Here is a 15,733-nt window from a genome sequence, read left to right as displayed (position 1 = left end):
TCCGCTTGTTATTGTCATTACGAGGCGCTCCTTAAAAAGAACTCCCCAAAAGTAGTAGGGTTAGTGTAGATGAGCCACATGGCAGAAAAATTGATGTAATTGGGTTTTTGCTTCGGTAATGCACTTAAGGGCATAGAATTTATAGGTTATGTGACTGCTATCACGGCATCGAGGTTTTGGCCCTCAAGCATTAACATTAGGGATGTTAAACCCGTGTTGCGTGACATTAACCGCATGGATAATAGGATTTTAACTGAGTGTTTTTTGTTCTGCGGCACGAGTAATGCTTGCCTCAAATTTGCGAGCACATTAGTAAAAAGAAGAAGGGATATTCCTCTCTTCTTGAAGAGTAAAAAGCATGTAGAATGAGACTTTCCTCGCTGAATTAAAGTTTGAGAGACTTGTTATGCAAACCAACTGGCAACCTACTGCTTCCATTGACCAACTTCGTCAACGTGCGACGTTAATCGCGTCGATTCGACAATTCTTCGCTGACCGACAGGTGATGGAAGTCGATACGCCAGCCATGAGTCACGCAACCGTGACTGACATCCATTTGCATACTTTCCAAACCGAGTTTGTTGGCCCAGGCTATGCCGATGGCAGTAAGCTGTTTTTTATGACCAGCCCAGAATTCCATATGAAGCGCCTTTTGGCTGCGGGTAGCGGTTGTATTTATCAAATCAACAAAGCATTTCGTAATGAAGAGAATGGTCGCTACCACAACCCTGAATTCACGATGTTGGAGTGGTATCGCGTTGGCTTTGACCATCATAAATTGATGGATGAAATGGATGACCTGTTGCAGCTGGTATTGAAGTGTGGCGCAGCGCAGCGCATGACGTATAAGCAAGCCTTCATTGATGTGTTGGGTGTGTGTCCACTGGAAGGCTCGATGACTGAGCTGAAAGCGGCGGCAAGCAAGCTGGGTTTGAGTGACATTGCTGAGCCAGAAGAAGATCGCGATACGCTGCTGCAACTACTATTTAGCGTGGGAGTAGAAAACAAAATTGGCCAGGACGTGCCGGCTTTTGTGTACGACTTCCCTGCATCACAGGCGGCGCTTGCGAAAATCAATCCTCAAGATCATCGCGTCGCGGATCGTTTTGAAGTGTACTTTAAGGGGATAGAGCTGGCGAACGGATTTCATGAACTGGATAACCCGAAAGAGCAATTAGCGCGCTTTGAACAAGATAACGCAAAGCGTATCGAAATGGGTTTAAAACCACAGCCGATCGATTATCATCTGATTTCTGCACTGGAAGCAGGGTTGCCAGATTGTGCAGGGGTCGCGTTGGGTATCGATCGTTTGATCATGCTGGCGCTAGGCTGTGACCACATTGATCAAGTGACGGCCTTTCCATTTCCAATTGCATAAGGACGTCCAATGAACCTGACGGCTGCACGTTTCGTCATCTTTAGCTACGCCATATTGATCGCTTTTTTATCTCTGAGTTCAGGTGAACTGCAAGACTGGGGCAATATCGCGTATCTCGACAAAATGCAGCACGCTATGGCGTATAGCGGCTTTGCGTTTTTAGGTTGTTTTTGTGTGTGGCGTTGGCGTCAACGTTGGGCGGTGGCGATTAGTATTTTGCTATTCAGCGCCGTTATTGAGTGGTTGCAAGGGTATGTAGGGCGACAAACTTCTTGGTTAGACCTTGTCGCCAACTCAACTGGCATCTTAACTGGTCTGTTATGTTACCGTATTTGGAGCCTCTATCGACCTAGGTTGGTGAAGTCGCTATACTCGATTCGTTAATGAAGAGGGAACACGATAACAATGAAAACGCGCGACAAAATCGTCTACGCGGCACTGGAGTTGTTCAACCAACATGGTGAGCGCAACATCACCACCAATCACATTGCCGATCACATCGAAATTAGCCCTGGTAATCTGTATTACCACTTCCGCAATAAGCAAGAAATCGTTCGTGAGATCTTTGCGCTTTATTCAGCAGAACTTTTAGAAAGATTTACCCCTATTCAAGGTTCGCAAGAGAGCCTGACTATGCTGAAGAGCTACCTAGACTCTATTTTTACCTTGATGTGGAAATACCGCTTTTTCTACGCAAACTTACCAGAAATCTTGTCACGAGATGAACAGCTACACGAACAGTACATCGATGTGCAAGAGAAGCTGCAAGCGAACCTCATTGCTATTATGCAAGAGTTCGTAACGATGAAGCTGTTGAATGTCGATCAACAACAGTTGAAGTCATTGGTATGTACATTACACTTGATTGCGTGTAGTTGGTTGGCGTATCAATCCGCGATGGCTTCAAAAACCAACATTACCGAGCAAATGGTGAAGCAAGGGATGTTGCAGATGCTTAATGTCGTTAAGCCATTAGCAACTGAGCAGGGCTTAGAGCAGCTACTGTTATTAGAAGATGCGGTTAGCAATCTACACAGTTAAACGTCAAACTGCTTAATATTTCGAGAGTCACTCTCATTTTCGAGTCGTGGCTCGAGTTGACTTGTCAAATATGCCACGCACAATAGTCCCATACGCTAAAAACCCTTGCAGGGATAAGATTCTCGATAAAGGAACTATCGCCCCATGAATTACGACATTTTTAATGGTGATGCTGATGGCATCATTGCTCTTCTACAATTGCGTTTGGCTGATCCTGTCGATGCCCAGTTAATAACCGGTGTAAAGCGCGACATCAAGCTGGTGGAAAAAGTAGACGTGCAAGCGGGTGATGAGCTGACTGTGTTAGACATTTCGATGGAAAAGAACATGGCAGGTCTAGAGCAAGCTTTGGCTCAAGGCGCGCACGTCTTTTACGCCGATCATCACAAAGCGGGCGACATTCCTCAGCATGGTAATTTGGATGCGCACATCGATCTCGATGCCAACATGTGCACGGCGTTGATTGTCGATAAGTTGCTTGATGGGCGTTTTCATGACTGGGCGATTACGGCGGCTTATGGCGATAACATGATTGCTAAAGCCGATGAGTTAGCGAATAACGCGGGCTTGTTGCAGCAACAGAAAGAGCAGCTAAAAGAGCTGGGTACTTTAATTAACTACAACGGCTACGGATCGAAGGTCGAAGATTTACACTTTCACCCTGCGGAGCTGTACCGAGCTTTGCTGAAGTACACGTCACCATTTGAAGCTATTGAAGATACGGCCTCGCCATACTACCAATTGCAATCGGCTTACCAACAAGACATGGAGGCGGCTCTCGCAGTGCCTGCCATGCATGAGAGCGGTAAGCTGAAGTTGTTTGAGTTACCAAACACGGCGGCATCACGCCGAATCAGTGGTGTTTATGGCAACTGGCTAGCAAACCAAACCCCTGACTCTGCGCATGCGGTACTTACTGAAAATTCAGATGGGACTTATACGGTTTCACTCCGTGCCCCATTAAACAATAAACAAGGTGCCGTTGCCGTGTGTGGTCAGTTCCCGACAGGTGGGGGGCGAGAGGCGGCGGCAGGAATCAACGCGTTAAGCAAAGATGATGTGAATGCTTTTATTGATGCGGTAGAAACCTACTACGCATAGCGTTTTCCAAAACATGAATACAACAAAGGAGCCGAGTGGCTCCTTTTTTATGACAAGTCAATAAGTCAGATAATCAGCGCTTTAACCAAGATTTCGGATTCTGCGCTTCACTATTACGACGAATTTCGAAGTACAGCGATGGCCTGTCTTGACCGCCCGTATCACCCGCGAGAGCAATCACTTCGCCTGCGGTGACTCGGTCGCCTTCTTTTTTAGTTAAGGCTTGGTTGTAACCATAGAGGGTCATGTCACCTTTGCCGTGGTCGAGCAGTACCACTAAACCGTATCCGCGCAGATACTCCGCAAATACGACAGTTCCGGGATAAACGGCTTTCACTTGTTGACCATAGTTGGCAGACAGCACCATGCCCTTCCAGTTTACCTGCCCGGTTTGTCGCGTACCAAAGTTGTGTAACACACTGCCTTTGAGTGGCCAAGGCAACTTACCGCGCTGTTTGCCGAGTCCGTCCATTGGCACCGCATTACGCTTCGCTGCTTTGGCGATCTCTGCTTTTAAACGGGTTTCGTTGCGTTGCAGCTCGGCTAAGTAGCGTTTGTCATTCTTGATACTGCTCTGAATTTTATTCAGGGTTTGCTTACGCTTGGATTGTGTACTCGCTAGCGCTGTACGTTTTTCGGATTGCTGCTTGAGCAGAGTCTCGATTTGCTCTTTTTCTAGCTCGAGTTGGTTTTTGTTGTGCGCTAATTCTTGGGTTATTTTGGTGATCGCATCAATCACTTCAGCACGTGCTTTAGCTAAATGCTGGAAGTATTGGCTCATGCGGTCTTCTTCCACACCTTGATTTAACAAGTGACCATTGGCTTTCGCTCGCTCGGTTACGTAATACGTTTGCAGTAGCTGTTTGAGTTCTTCTTCTTGCTCTTGACGCTGTGCTTCTTGCAAGGCAATTTTCTCTTCCAGGTTTTCTATGTTTTTGTCTGCTTGCGCGAGATTAGACTTGGTTTGTCGTATTTCACGCTCAAGCTTAGAAATTCCAAGCTCTTGATCTTTTAGTGACTTCTGTAACTCATTGAGCTGCTTTTCTTGGGAAGAGAGCGATTTGCGCTGGCGGCTTATCTCACTGGATACGCCTTTGAGCTCTTGCTGACTCACAGCAGAGGAGGTAATGGGATAAGTGGCAGATAAAGCACAAGTTAATAAAATAGCCGAGCGTAGAACAGGGTGATTTTGTTTTCGCACTTGAGAGTTACCTACCACGTTGTTGTCAAAAAGGTTTGTTGACGATTAAATACCATCTCCATGGATAAAGCTTTGCGACTTGCCGTTAAAGCCTTGATCCATATCGAGAGAGGGTTTGTCCGTTTTTGGACGTCCGACGATTTTTGCAGGCACGCCAGCCACCGTTGTGTGAGGAGGCACGGCTTGCAATACCACAGAGCAAGATCCGATTTTCGCGCCTTCACCGACTTCGATATTGCCAAGAATCTTTGCACCAGCTCCGATCATCACACCCTCGCGAATTTTCGGGTGACGATCACCGCATTCTTTACCAGTACCACCAAGGGTGACATCTTGCAGTATAGACACGTCGTTTTCGACCACGGCAGTTTCACCAATCACGATGCCTGTTGCATGGTCGAGCATGATACCACTACCAATGCGCGCTGCAGGGTGAATATCGACCTGACATGCTACCGAAATCTGATTTTGTAGGTAAGTCGCAAGAGCGTGACGACCTTGCTTCCACAGCCAGTTTGCTACTCGGTAGCCTTGCAGTGCGTGATAGCCTTTTAGGTACAGCAATGGCATTGAGTACATTGAAACAGCAGGGTCGCGATTGACCGTGGCACAAATATCACAAGCCGCGCCGTCAGTGATGGTTGGATCAGCTGCAAAGGCTTCTTCAACCACTTCACGCACAGCCATCGCTGGCATGGAAGCGGTGTTCAATTTGTTAGCCAGAATATAACTCAGAGCGGCACACAAACTTTCATGCTTGATAATGGTGGCATGATAGAAGCTCGCCAGCATAGGCTCTTGTTCTGACATTTCACGGGCTTCTGAGACAATTTTGTTCCAGACTTTTTGTTTTTCGCAGTGTTTCATTCTCAATATCCAGAGTGGTTCTTCCGTGACCCGACAACTTCAATTTTTCTCAGATGAGCTGCAAAGGGCGGTAGATTGCTACTTTCCTTCGGCTTTTTTGTCACGAGCAAGTAAATCTTGCGCTGCTAAGCGCGCATCTTTTCCTTGATACAATACTTGATAAATTTGATCAACTATCGGCATCTCAACACCCATACGTTGAGAGAGTAGCCATACTTCTTTTGTATTGCGGTAACCCTCAACCACTTGGCCAATTTCTTCTTGAGCCGTATCAACGTCTTTACCTTGGCCTAATGCCAAGCCAAAGCGTCGGTTACGTGATTGGTTATCGGTACATGTCAGGACAAGATCGCCTAAACCTGCCATGCCCATAAAGGTTTCTGGCTGTGCACCCAGCGCAGCACCAAGGCGACTCATTTCAGCCAAGCCACGAGTAATTAATGCAGTACGGGCGTTGGCGCCAAAACCAATACCATCAGACATACCCGCACCAATCGCAATAACGTTTTTCACAGCGCCGCCCAATTGCATACCAATAAAGTCACTATTGGCATATACGCGGAAGGTTTTGCTACAGTGGATTTTTTCTTGTAGATCCGCAACAAATTCAGAATCTGGAGACGCAACTGAAATTGCAGTCGGCATACCCATTGCGAGCTCTTTCGCAAACGTTGGGCCAGACAATACTGCTAGTGAGTAGTTTTCACCGATAATGTCATAAGCAACGTCTTTCAGTAGGCGCCCCGTTTCAGGTTCAAGCCCTTTGGTTGCCCAACAGATGCGAGAGTCTTCGCGCAAGAATGGTTTACAGCTGTTTAGCACGATGCCAAAGACATGGCTTGGAACCACAACCAACAAATCTCGGCTTGCTTGAACGGCTTTTTCTAAATCCGATTCAATGATCAAGCTTTCAGGGAAATCAACACCTGGTAAGAAGGCATGGTTAGCTCGGTCTGCTTCTAGGCGAGCCATGTGCTCTGGCTCGTGTCCCCAAAGGACAACGTTCGCGCCGTTACGAGCGAGTGAGATTGCCAAAGAGGTGCCGTATGAGCCTGCGCCAATCACAGTCATTGCGATGTCTTTACCGTAAGCATTGTTTGTATTTGCTTGTGTCATGCTACCGCCTAATTGTCTTGCTACTAGTAGAATCTAGTTCCTAATCGTCAAATTTTACGCCTTCTGACGATTAGGAACTAGGAACTTTTGTCAGAAATAAAAAATGCACATTGCATCGAATGGTAGACGCTCTGTGCATTTTATTTGAGTCGGTGACGTCAGCACTGTGGCTATTCGTCACTTATAAAACGTGAATTACGCTTCAGCTTCGCCTTGTTGAGCTTGCTGTTGTAGGTAGTTCATGAATAGCGCGTCAAAGTTTACTGGCGCTAGGTTCAGTTGAGGGAACGTACCTTTAACGACTAGGCTTGAGATAGTTTCACGAGCGTATGGGAATAGGATGTTCGGGCAGAATGCGCCTAGGCAATGTGCAAGTTGACCAGCTTCCATTTGTTCAGCAGTGAAGATACCACCTTGTTGAACTTCACATAGGAACGCAGTCTCTTCTTCGTTCTTCACAGTAACGGTTAGGCGTAGAACAACTTCGTAAACGCCTTCACCAAGCTCACGGCTTTGAGTGTCTAGGTCTAGTTTAACGTCTGGGTTCCACTCTTTCTGGAAAATTACTGGAGAGTTCGGCGCTTCAAAAGAAACGTCTTTTAGGAAGATGCGTTGAATTGCGAAGTTTTGTTGTGCGTCTTGAGGTGCTGCTTCAGCCATTTTTTAATCCTTAAATCAATATTTGTTGAGCCTAGAAACGTCTAAGCTCAGAAAACTGGTATGTCCTGAGACTAACTGAGCCAATCTACCTTGACTAGATGAAGCGTGTATTACGTGCAAAGCGTCACAACTTAGTGCTCCAACTGCTTTCAATTTGCTCAGTTTTTTGTCCGCGAGGCTTGGTAAAAGCGCGTTTAAACGCGAACTTTCGTTCTTGCCACGTTCCTACTTTTTACCGCGAACTAACGGCAGGTTCGCTTCGTTCCACGCAATCAAACCATTTTTTAGTAGGCTCACTTTTTCGAAGCCAGCTTTTACTAATAGGTTTGCGCTTTCTTGAGCGGTCTGTCCTGTCTTGCATACCACAATGATTGGGTCTGATTTGTGGTTTTCAAGGCTACCCAAGTTACCCGCTTTGATGTCTGACGGTAAAATGTGAAGTGAGTCGGTGATATGACCTTTTTTGAACTCGTCCTTGGTACGGATATCCACTACAACGCCGTTTTCACGGTTCATAAGATGAGTCAGTTGGTTTACGTTGATTTCTTTGTATGCGGCTGTCGCTGACTTCACGATGTTCATGATAAAGGCGACAAGAAGACCTACCCAAACCAAAGATAGAATCATGTTCTGTTGGAAAAATTCAATGTACTCTTGCATGTCTTGAGCTCTTACGCTGTTGGCGGAAAAATAAAGCAGGAGTATAGCGAGGTTACGGCTCTTAGGCGAGAGGGTTAAAATTTTCTAACGAATAATTGAGATCTCTATAAACCCTTTATGCCCTTACTATCCGTACATTTTGCTCTGGTAGCTTGATTGCTTTTGCCTATTGGACTTATCGGTTTAAGTGACTTCTGTTTTACTGAGAAAAGAGAACAATAGGTATTAACCCATCTTGTTTGATGTTGCTTTAAATGAGCGCTGTTTCAAGTGCAAAAATAAGAATGAGAAGCGTAAGAAAACCGAACTTAGACTGGGGTGTACAAAGCGTATTAGAAATGACTATGCTTGTGGAACACGATTGTCGGCACTGACTCGTTGTTCGCTTAACTTGTAAGATAGCAACAATAAATCGCAAACATTATTTGATCTTAACCTACAGTTTTGGTTAAAAAGTGTAGTAAAATTACGCTAGTTTTGTTTCAAGGTTAGATAGGGCAGCGAGGCCCTACGCCAAAAGTTACTTAAATTTGATGAGGTCATCACTATGTCAGCTAAGAAGCCACTGGCTCTAGTTATCCTTGACGGTTACGGTTACCGTGAAGACACAGCAAGTAACGCAATTGCGAATGCGAAAACACCAGTAATGGATGCTCTGATTGCGAATAACCCACACACATTAATCTCTGCTTCAGGCATGGATGTTGGCCTTCCTGATGGTCAAATGGGTAACTCTGAAGTTGGTCACACTAACATTGGTGCAGGCCGCGTTGTATACCAAGACCTGACTCGTATCACTAAATCAATTGCTGATGGTGAGTTCGAACAAACGCCTGCGCTAGTTGAAGCAATCGACTCTGCTGTGAAAGCTGAAAAAGCAGTACACATCATGGGCCTGATGTCTCCAGGCGGTGTTCACTCTCACGAAGACCACATTTACGCTGCAGTTGAAATGGCAGCGGCGCGTGGCGCAGAGAAAATCTACCTACACTGCTTCCTAGACGGCCGTGACACACCACCACGTAGTGCTGAAAACTCACTACAACGTTTCCAAGACCTATTTGCGAAACTAGGTAAAGGCCGCGTTGCTTCTCTAGTAGGTCGTTACTACGCAATGGACCGTGACAACAACTGGGATCGCGTCCAAGTTGCTTACGATCTTCTAACTCAAGCTAAAGCTGAGTTCACAGCAGAAACGGCAGTTGCAGGTCTAGAAGCGGCTTACGCTCGTGAAGAAAACGACGAATTCGTTAAAGCAACAGCTATCAAAGCGGAAGGTCAAGAAGACGCAATCATGCAAGATGGTGATGCGGTTATCTTCATGAACTACCGTGCTGACCGTGCACGTCAAATCACTCGTGCATTCGTTCCTGCGTTTGACGGCTTTGAGCGTGCAGTATTCCCAGCAATCAACTTTGTGATGCTGACTCAATACGCGGCTGATATCCCTCTAGCTATCGCATTCCCACCTGCGTCTCTAGAAAACACTTACGGTGAGTGGCTATCTAAACAAGGTCAAACTCAGCTACGTATCTCTGAAACAGAGAAATACGCACACGTGACTTTCTTCTTCAACGGTGGTGTTGAGAACGAATTTGAAGGCGAAGAGCGTCAATTGGTTGCTTCACCAAAAGTTGCAACGTACGACATGCAGCCTGAAATGAGCTCTCCAGAACTAACAGATAAGATGGTTGCGGCTATCAAGTCTGGTAAGTTCGATACCATCATCTGTAACTACCCGAACGCAGATATGGTTGGTCACACTGGCGTTTATGAAGCGGCTGAGAAAGCAATCGAAGCTCTAGATGAAAGTGTGGGTAAAGTGGTTGAAGCAATCAAAGAAGTTGGCGGTCAACTATTGATCACTGCGGACCACGGTAACGCAGAAATGATGATCGACCCTGAAACTGGCGGCATCCACACTGCTCATACTAACCTACCAGTACCTCTAATCTATGTAGGTGACAAAGCGGTTGAATTCAAAGAAGGCGGTAAACTGTCTGACCTTGCACCAACCATGCTTTCTCTAGCTGGTCTAGAAATCCCAGCAGAAATGACGGGTGAAGTACTAGTTAAATAATTAACTAACGGCTCCGAATGACAAAAGCCCGAGTTTAAACTCGGGCTTTTTTGTATCTGGCAGTAAGGGCTGGTCTGTAAGGTTACTGAACCAAAATGCCAGCACCAATCACAGCTAGGGCTGCGCCCAACCATGCAAATCGGTTTGGTCGGCGTTTAGTGTAAATCCAGAGCAGTGGTAGCAACATAATTGGCGTGGTTGAAGATAGAAGTGCAACCATACCTACATTTCCTTCTTGCAGTGCGTATAAGATTAGCGTCATGCCGACGGCCATCGCCAAGAAACCATTAAGGGCAGTAATACCAAATACGCGCCAAGTAATGTGTTGCGTCGAGCGAGCGACTTTGACCCCTAGAACTAACAACATGCTGTGGGCGAAAAAGGCACTGATCATTCGAATAGCAGAAGCCGCAACTGGGTCAATACTGGTTTGCATTACTGGCTTGGCGATAATGCCTCCCAATGCTTGGCACATTGCTGCGGTTAAGCCAAGTCCAATACCTACCCAGATGTTACCTTTAATGTCTTCCAAGACGTTATTCACTTGACCTCTTCGGCCAAAGAATATCGCCATCACCACGCCGCTAAATACCAATGATGCGCCCAGTAGTTCTATTGTGGTCATGACTTCGCTAAATAAGAAGTAGCCCAAGATGGCAGAGAACACGGCGTGGCAAGAGAAGAGTAACCCGGCTTGTCTTGGCCCCATACGATTCAAACACGCGAATAGAGCGGTATCGCCAATAAAAATACCAATCAGTCCTGAGGCCATCATTGGCGTTACATGTTCCCAAGAAACCGTTAACCAGCCGCCAGTTATCCAGGCCATTGTTGATAAGATCACGGCCGTACAGCCCATGCGCCAGCGGCTGTAAGAAAAAGCGCCTAGGTGTTGTGCAGGAATGACCGAAATTAGGCTAGAAACTGCCCACAGAAAAGCGGCGCATAAAGCAAGCCATTCGTAACCCATGATGTGTCGACGTCCTTGCAGAGTAGAGGAGTCTTAATATGCACGAAATTTATGGGATGTAAAAGCCGCTCTGTAAGGGCAGTAGCTGGAGAGCAGCTCCATGACAACACGCTTTTTCATGGAGCTCTTCGATTAAAACAGTACCAAAACTGCGCCATACACGATAAGTAGACCAATCAAACCGAGAATCAGGCCTACTTTCGCCATGTCTTTGCTCTCGATGAGGCCTGTTGAATAAGCCAAAGAGTTTGGTGGTGTGGAAACCGGTAAGATCATGCCAAGTGATGCGGAGAAGGCGACGACAACCAGTAAACCTTGTAGGCCACCAACCGCAATAAGGCTTGGCATGGATGTACCAATAGCGGCAGCAATAGGCATCAATAAGTTTGCCGTTGCGGTATTAGACATAAAGTTCGCCATTAACCAGCACACTACCGATAGGGCTAAAACAACGGCAAATGGTGATAGCAGGCTGTAATCAATGGCGTGCGCTAATGCTTCGGCTAAGCCCGTTTTGTCTAAGGCAATGCCAATTGCTATACCACCGGCAACTAGCCATAAAACATCCCAGTTAATCAGCTTGAGCTCTTCTTTTCCCATAATGCCCGTTAACGTGAACACTGCTAGTGGGATAATCGCGACAACGTATGTATTCATGCCATGCACTTTCGTTGTCATCCAAAGCGAAATGGTTAGTGCAAAAGTGATGTAGACGACGATCGCACGCCAGCTCCTTTTGAATGTACCATCTAGCTTTAGTTTCATTTCTGGTTCGCTAGACGGAAACAGCTTTTGCAACAAGAACCAAGCTACAGTGAGTTGTACCAACACAAATGGTAGACCCATTGTCATCCACGATAGGAAGTCTATCGCGTTTTCTCCAGTGAGATATTGAAGCGCTATCGCATTAGGTGGCGTGCCTATCGGAGTCGCAATGCCGCCTGTATTCGCGGCAATTGGAATACACAACACCAGTGCTTTAATGCCTAAATCCCCTTTAGGTGCTGAAGCGACGATGGGGCCAAGCAGGGCTAGCATCATCACGGTCGTGGCAGTATTGGACATAAACATTGAAAAAACGGCGGTAATTAACATCAAGCCCAGCATGATGAACTTAGGTTGGGTGCCGAATGGTTTTAATAGTACTCGGGCGAGGTTGTTGTCGAGCTCGTATTTGGAAGCCGCAATCGCAAGAGCAAAACCACCCATAAAAAGAATAATGATCGGTGAAGAGAAGGCCGAGAAAATATCGGTGTAAGCAATTAACTCTCCTAAATCATGCCCCGCTGGTGGATTGCGAAATAGATGCAAACCTTTATCCGATATCATGATCAGTTCAAGAGCGATAATAAGAATGGACGTAGCAAAAACGGGAACCGGCTCGAGAACCCAAAGTAGGGCAGCAAGAAGAAAAATAGCCAACAGGCGATGCTGAATTAAAGTGAGATCGTTAATAGGAATAGCATCGATCGGCATCATCAAAACACCGAGCGGAATTAAAAAGCACACCAGCAATTTCGCCAACGTGTTTACACTCATCTTTGGCATTGGCTGCCCCTCTAAATATTCATTCTAAGCGCAGGATAATTGATTGTGGAATGAGGGTCTTAGAGGCAGGTATGAGTTTGAGAAATAGAGGCTAAATTTCGAACGGAGTTTTGCTTTTTATCAATAAAAAGAGCCCTTAATAAAGGGCTCTTTAACGGTGTTTTACTTATTTTTTCAAGGCGTAAGGTGTGCCCATAACGGTTGGCTTACCGTTTTCCATGCTTGCGTCAAACTCAATCGCGTCTTTGGCAAACAGGTTAATAACAGTAGAACCCAGTTTGAAGCGGCCCATCTCTTCACCTTTTTTCAAGATCACGGCCTTGTCACCCTCTGCTGGGTAATCCCATTTGTAGACAGTGTTTCCACGAGGCGGAGTGATCGTGCCAGCCCATACTTGCTCAATGCTACCAACAATTGTCGCACCAACAAGCACCTGTGCCATTGGACCAAACTCAGTATCGAAGATACACACCACACGCTCGTTACGTGCAAATAGGTTCGGTACGTTTTCTGCTGTCAGAGGGTTTACTGAGAACAGGTCACCTGGTACGTAAATCATTTGGCGCAGAGTGCCGTCACATGGCATGTGTACACGGTGGTAATCGCGCGGAGATAGATACAATGTGGCAAAAGAACCATCTTTAAATTCGTCCGCTAAATTCGCGTCACCGCCCAGCAATTCTTGTGCTGAGAAGTGATGACCTTTTGCTTGGATAAGTTGACCATCTTCAATAGGGCCAAACTGGCTAACACAAGCGTCGGCTGGATGAGTGATGACGTTTTCGCCTTCAGAAATTGGGCGTGCGCCTTCTTTTAGCTCACGAACGAAAAACTCGTTGAACGTTTTAAAATGCTTAGGATCTGAGTGCTTTGCCTCATCCATATTCACATTGTATTGTTTGATAAACCAACGAATAACTGCTGTTGTTAGACCGCCAGCTTTTGCTGAAGCCAGTTTACCCATTAGGCGAGTGAGGCCGTGTTGTGGGATCCAGTACTGCAGTCCAACTTTAAACTTGTCCATCTTTAATTCCGATACTTCTGTTAGATTCGCGCTTTAGGGCGCGTGATGTTACTGAAAATTAATTTGCTTGTCAGTATTAGGTGAAGACTTTTTACACAGTTACAGCCTTAACTCAATTACAGATCGGCTTTTTTATTACGTGAATACTGACGATTTGCTTTATTTTCAACCATGCTTTCCAAAATGCGATGATAGTTTTCAAAGCGAGTTTCGTTAATTTCCCCGTTCTCGACAGCTTCACGTAGAAGGCAGCCTGGGTCATCATTGTGTTTACAATCTCGGAACTTGCAACCACCTAAATATGGTCGAAATTCAATGAATGCTTTTGTTACTTCTTCTGCTTCCAAATGCCAAAGACCAAATTCACGTACTCCAGGTGAGTCGATCAAATCGCCACCCGTTGGAATGTGGTATAAACGTGCAGCCGTCGTGGTGTGTTGGCCCAAGCCAGAGTTCTCAGAGACTTCGCCTTCTTCCACTTCGCTCTCTAGTTCCGGCATTAACGCGTTGACTAAGCTGGATTTCCCTACGCCTGATTGACCAACAAAGATATTAATTCGGTCACGCAGCAGGGTTTCTAGTTCAGCAATGCCTTCTCCAGACTTCTTGCTGACCAGAAGCACTTTATAGCCAATACGTTCATATTCTTTGAGCCATTCTTCATACATTGCACGATCATCGGCTTCTAGAAGGTCGACCTTATTTAAGACCAACAATGGCGCAATATTCAGTGTTTCTGATGCAACGAGATAGCGGTCAATAATATTTAGCGATAGCTCTGGTAATACCGAAGAGACAATTACCATTTGATCAATATTGGCTGCAACGGGTTTTAGGCCATCGTAATAATCTGGACGAGTGAGCACTGAAGAGCGAGGTTCTACCGCTTCAACAACACCAGAGATGCCCGCCATAGACTCCAATCCTTCGCGCCATAAAACACGATCGCCAGATACTAGAGACTCAATACCACGGCGGAGGTTACAGCGTTGAATTTCGCCTGTTTCAAGGTCTTCAATGTCCGCGTGCTGACCAAAACGAGTGATCACGAGACCTTGCTTGCTGGCGCCTAGCATGTTTTCATCCCACTGGATGGACTCTTCTTGCTTCTTCAAACGCTTTTGTTGGTTGCTACGTACGCGTCGCACCTGACCTTTGGTTAACTTTTTCTTCTTTGCCACAATTCTGTACTTTATGTGAATTTACTCAAATGGTTGAGCCGTACTCTTGGCTCCGTGTATGAGTATCGTGTTTCTCGTATTTTGAGGTATAGTACCTCTTTTATCGATAAACAAATAGGCGGCGTAACCATGTCCTTTAGCGATCAAAACCTAATTTGGGTTGATTTAGAGATGACAGGGCTTGATCCTGAAACGCACAAAATCATCGAAATTGCTTCTATTGTCACAGATAGCGAACTAAATATTTTGGCTGAAGGTCCAGTGTTAGCGATTCATCAGCCGGAAGAAGAACTGGTGAAAATGGACGACTGGTGCACTAATACGCATACGGCAAGCGGTTTGGTGGAGCGCGTTCGAAACAGTCAAATCTCAGAACAAGACGCAGTCGCACAAATCATTGAATTTTTAGAAAAATGGGTGCCGAAAGGAGCTTCGCCAATATGTGGTAACAGCATTGGGCAGGATCGCCGCTTTTTATACAAGCATATGCCTGAGTTGGAAGAGTTCTTCCATTACCGATATGTTGACGTTAGTACTCTTAAAGAACTAGCACGTCGCTGGCAACCTGAGGTGCTAAATGGGTTCACAAAACAGGGAACACATTTGGCCTTGGACGACATTCGTGAGTCCATCGCAGAACTTAAGTACTATCGAGGTACTATTTTCAAGATTTAACTGTTAAGGTTGCGATCCAAATTGTTGTAATTTATATCGCTTTTGATTGCTTTTTCGTCGTTCAGTAAAAAAATAAAGTTTTTTTGAAGGAAGGACTTGCATCACAAAAAAATGCTCTTATAATTCGCAGCCCTAAACAGCGGAAACGTTGTTGATGCGACACTAGCTCAGTTGGTAGAGCGCAACCTTGCCAAGGTTGAGGTCACGAGTTCGAACCTCGTGTGTCGCTCC

General features: G+C 45.9%; 15 protein-coding genes and 1 tRNA gene. 7 read left to right on the top strand and 9 right to left on the bottom strand.

Going from position 1 to position 15,733, the window contains the following annotated elements; translation table 11 throughout:
- Positions 1-406: 406 nt before the first annotated feature.
- The 4 genes from epmA (at position 407) to R7093_RS20925 (ending at position 3,520) form a co-directional block, all read left to right on the top strand.
- A complete protein-coding gene (gene epmA, locus R7093_RS20940) occupies positions 407-1,378 on the top strand; it encodes an elongation factor P--(R)-beta-lysine ligase (protein WP_047104264.1) in 972 nt (323 codons plus the stop codon).
- Positions 1,379-1,387: 9 nt separating this feature from the next.
- On the top strand, positions 1,388-1,762 hold the full coding sequence (locus tag R7093_RS20935) for a VanZ family protein (RefSeq protein ID WP_017635567.1): 375 nt from the start codon (positions 1,388-1,390) through the stop codon (positions 1,760-1,762).
- 21 nt (positions 1,763-1,783) lie between these two features.
- Entirely contained in the window at positions 1,784-2,419 is a 636-nt protein-coding gene (locus R7093_RS20930; RefSeq protein ID WP_005381480.1) for a TetR/AcrR family transcriptional regulator, read from the top strand.
- A 144-nt stretch (positions 2,420-2,563) separates the two neighbouring features.
- The gene (locus R7093_RS20925; RefSeq protein WP_005381478.1) at positions 2,564-3,520 is read left to right on the top strand and encodes an acetyltransferase; all 957 of its coding nucleotides are present in this window, start codon (positions 2,564-2,566) and stop codon (positions 3,518-3,520) included.
- A 73-nt stretch (positions 3,521-3,593) separates the two neighbouring features.
- On the opposite strand, the gene R7093_RS20920 is transcribed toward R7093_RS20925, so the two are convergent.
- The 5 genes from R7093_RS20920 to R7093_RS20900 form a co-directional block, all read right to left on the bottom strand.
- Positions 3,594-4,739, bottom strand: a complete 1,146-nt coding sequence (locus R7093_RS20920) for a murein hydrolase activator EnvC family protein (RefSeq protein WP_005381476.1) — start codon at positions 4,737-4,739, stop codon at positions 3,594-3,596.
- Positions 4,740-4,766: 27 nt separating this feature from the next.
- On the bottom strand, positions 4,767-5,588 hold the full coding sequence (gene cysE, locus R7093_RS20915; RefSeq protein WP_005381475.1) for a serine O-acetyltransferase: 822 nt from the start codon (positions 5,586-5,588) through the stop codon (positions 4,767-4,769).
- A 78-nt stretch (positions 5,589-5,666) separates the two neighbouring features.
- Entirely contained in the window at positions 5,667-6,704 is a 1,038-nt protein-coding gene (gene gpsA, locus R7093_RS20910) for an NAD(P)H-dependent glycerol-3-phosphate dehydrogenase (RefSeq protein ID WP_005381474.1), read from the bottom strand.
- 195 nt (positions 6,705-6,899) lie between these two features.
- Positions 6,900-7,364 carry a protein-export chaperone SecB gene (secB, locus tag R7093_RS20905; RefSeq protein WP_005386410.1) on the bottom strand — a complete coding sequence of 155 codons (465 nt, stop codon included), beginning with the start codon at positions 7,362-7,364 and terminating at the stop codon, positions 6,900-6,902.
- A gap of 225 nt (positions 7,365-7,589) precedes the next feature.
- Positions 7,590-8,024 carry a rhodanese-like domain-containing protein gene (locus R7093_RS20900; RefSeq protein ID WP_005381472.1) on the bottom strand — a complete coding sequence of 145 codons (435 nt, stop codon included), beginning with the start codon at positions 8,022-8,024 and terminating at the stop codon, positions 7,590-7,592.
- Between the two features lie 547 nt (positions 8,025-8,571).
- Between R7093_RS20900 and gpmM the strand changes: the two genes are divergently transcribed.
- Positions 8,572-10,104 carry a 2,3-bisphosphoglycerate-independent phosphoglycerate mutase gene (gpmM, locus tag R7093_RS20895; protein WP_005381471.1) on the top strand — a complete coding sequence of 511 codons (1,533 nt, stop codon included), beginning with the start codon at positions 8,572-8,574 and terminating at the stop codon, positions 10,102-10,104.
- 82 nt (positions 10,105-10,186) lie between these two features.
- On the opposite strand, the gene R7093_RS20890 is transcribed toward gpmM, so the two are convergent.
- The 4 genes from R7093_RS20890 to rsgA all read right to left on the bottom strand — a co-directional run bounded on the left by R7093_RS20890 (position 10,187) and on the right by rsgA (position 14,827).
- Positions 10,187-11,074 carry a DMT family transporter gene (locus R7093_RS20890; protein ID WP_005381469.1) on the bottom strand — a complete coding sequence of 296 codons (888 nt, stop codon included), beginning with the start codon at positions 11,072-11,074 and terminating at the stop codon, positions 10,187-10,189.
- 132 nt (positions 11,075-11,206) lie between these two features.
- Positions 11,207-12,622, bottom strand: coding sequence for an SLC13 family permease (locus R7093_RS20885; protein WP_213915369.1), 1,416 nt, complete (start codon positions 12,620-12,622; stop codon positions 11,207-11,209).
- Positions 12,623-12,788: 166 nt separating this feature from the next.
- Positions 12,789-13,646: an archaetidylserine decarboxylase gene (gene asd, locus R7093_RS20880; RefSeq protein WP_005381465.1), complete on the bottom strand. Its 858-nt coding sequence runs from the start codon at positions 13,644-13,646 to the stop codon at positions 12,789-12,791.
- 116 nt (positions 13,647-13,762) lie between these two features.
- The gene (gene rsgA, locus R7093_RS20875) at positions 13,763-14,827 is read right to left on the bottom strand and encodes a small ribosomal subunit biogenesis GTPase RsgA (RefSeq protein WP_005381463.1); all 1,065 of its coding nucleotides are present in this window, start codon (positions 14,825-14,827) and stop codon (positions 13,763-13,765) included.
- Positions 14,828-14,956: 129 nt separating this feature from the next.
- Here rsgA and orn point away from each other — a divergent pair, with 129 nt between their 5' ends.
- Positions 14,957-15,502, top strand: a complete 546-nt coding sequence (orn, locus tag R7093_RS20870) for an oligoribonuclease (protein ID WP_318146790.1) — start codon at positions 14,957-14,959, stop codon at positions 15,500-15,502.
- Between the two features lie 156 nt (positions 15,503-15,658).
- Positions 15,659-15,731 (top strand) — tRNA-Gly (locus tag R7093_RS20865).
- The last annotated feature ends 2 nt before the right edge of the window (positions 15,732-15,733 follow it).

The organism is Vibrio sp. 1580 (genome assembly GCF_033340055.1).
This window is presented reverse-complemented; position numbering and strand designations above follow the sequence as displayed.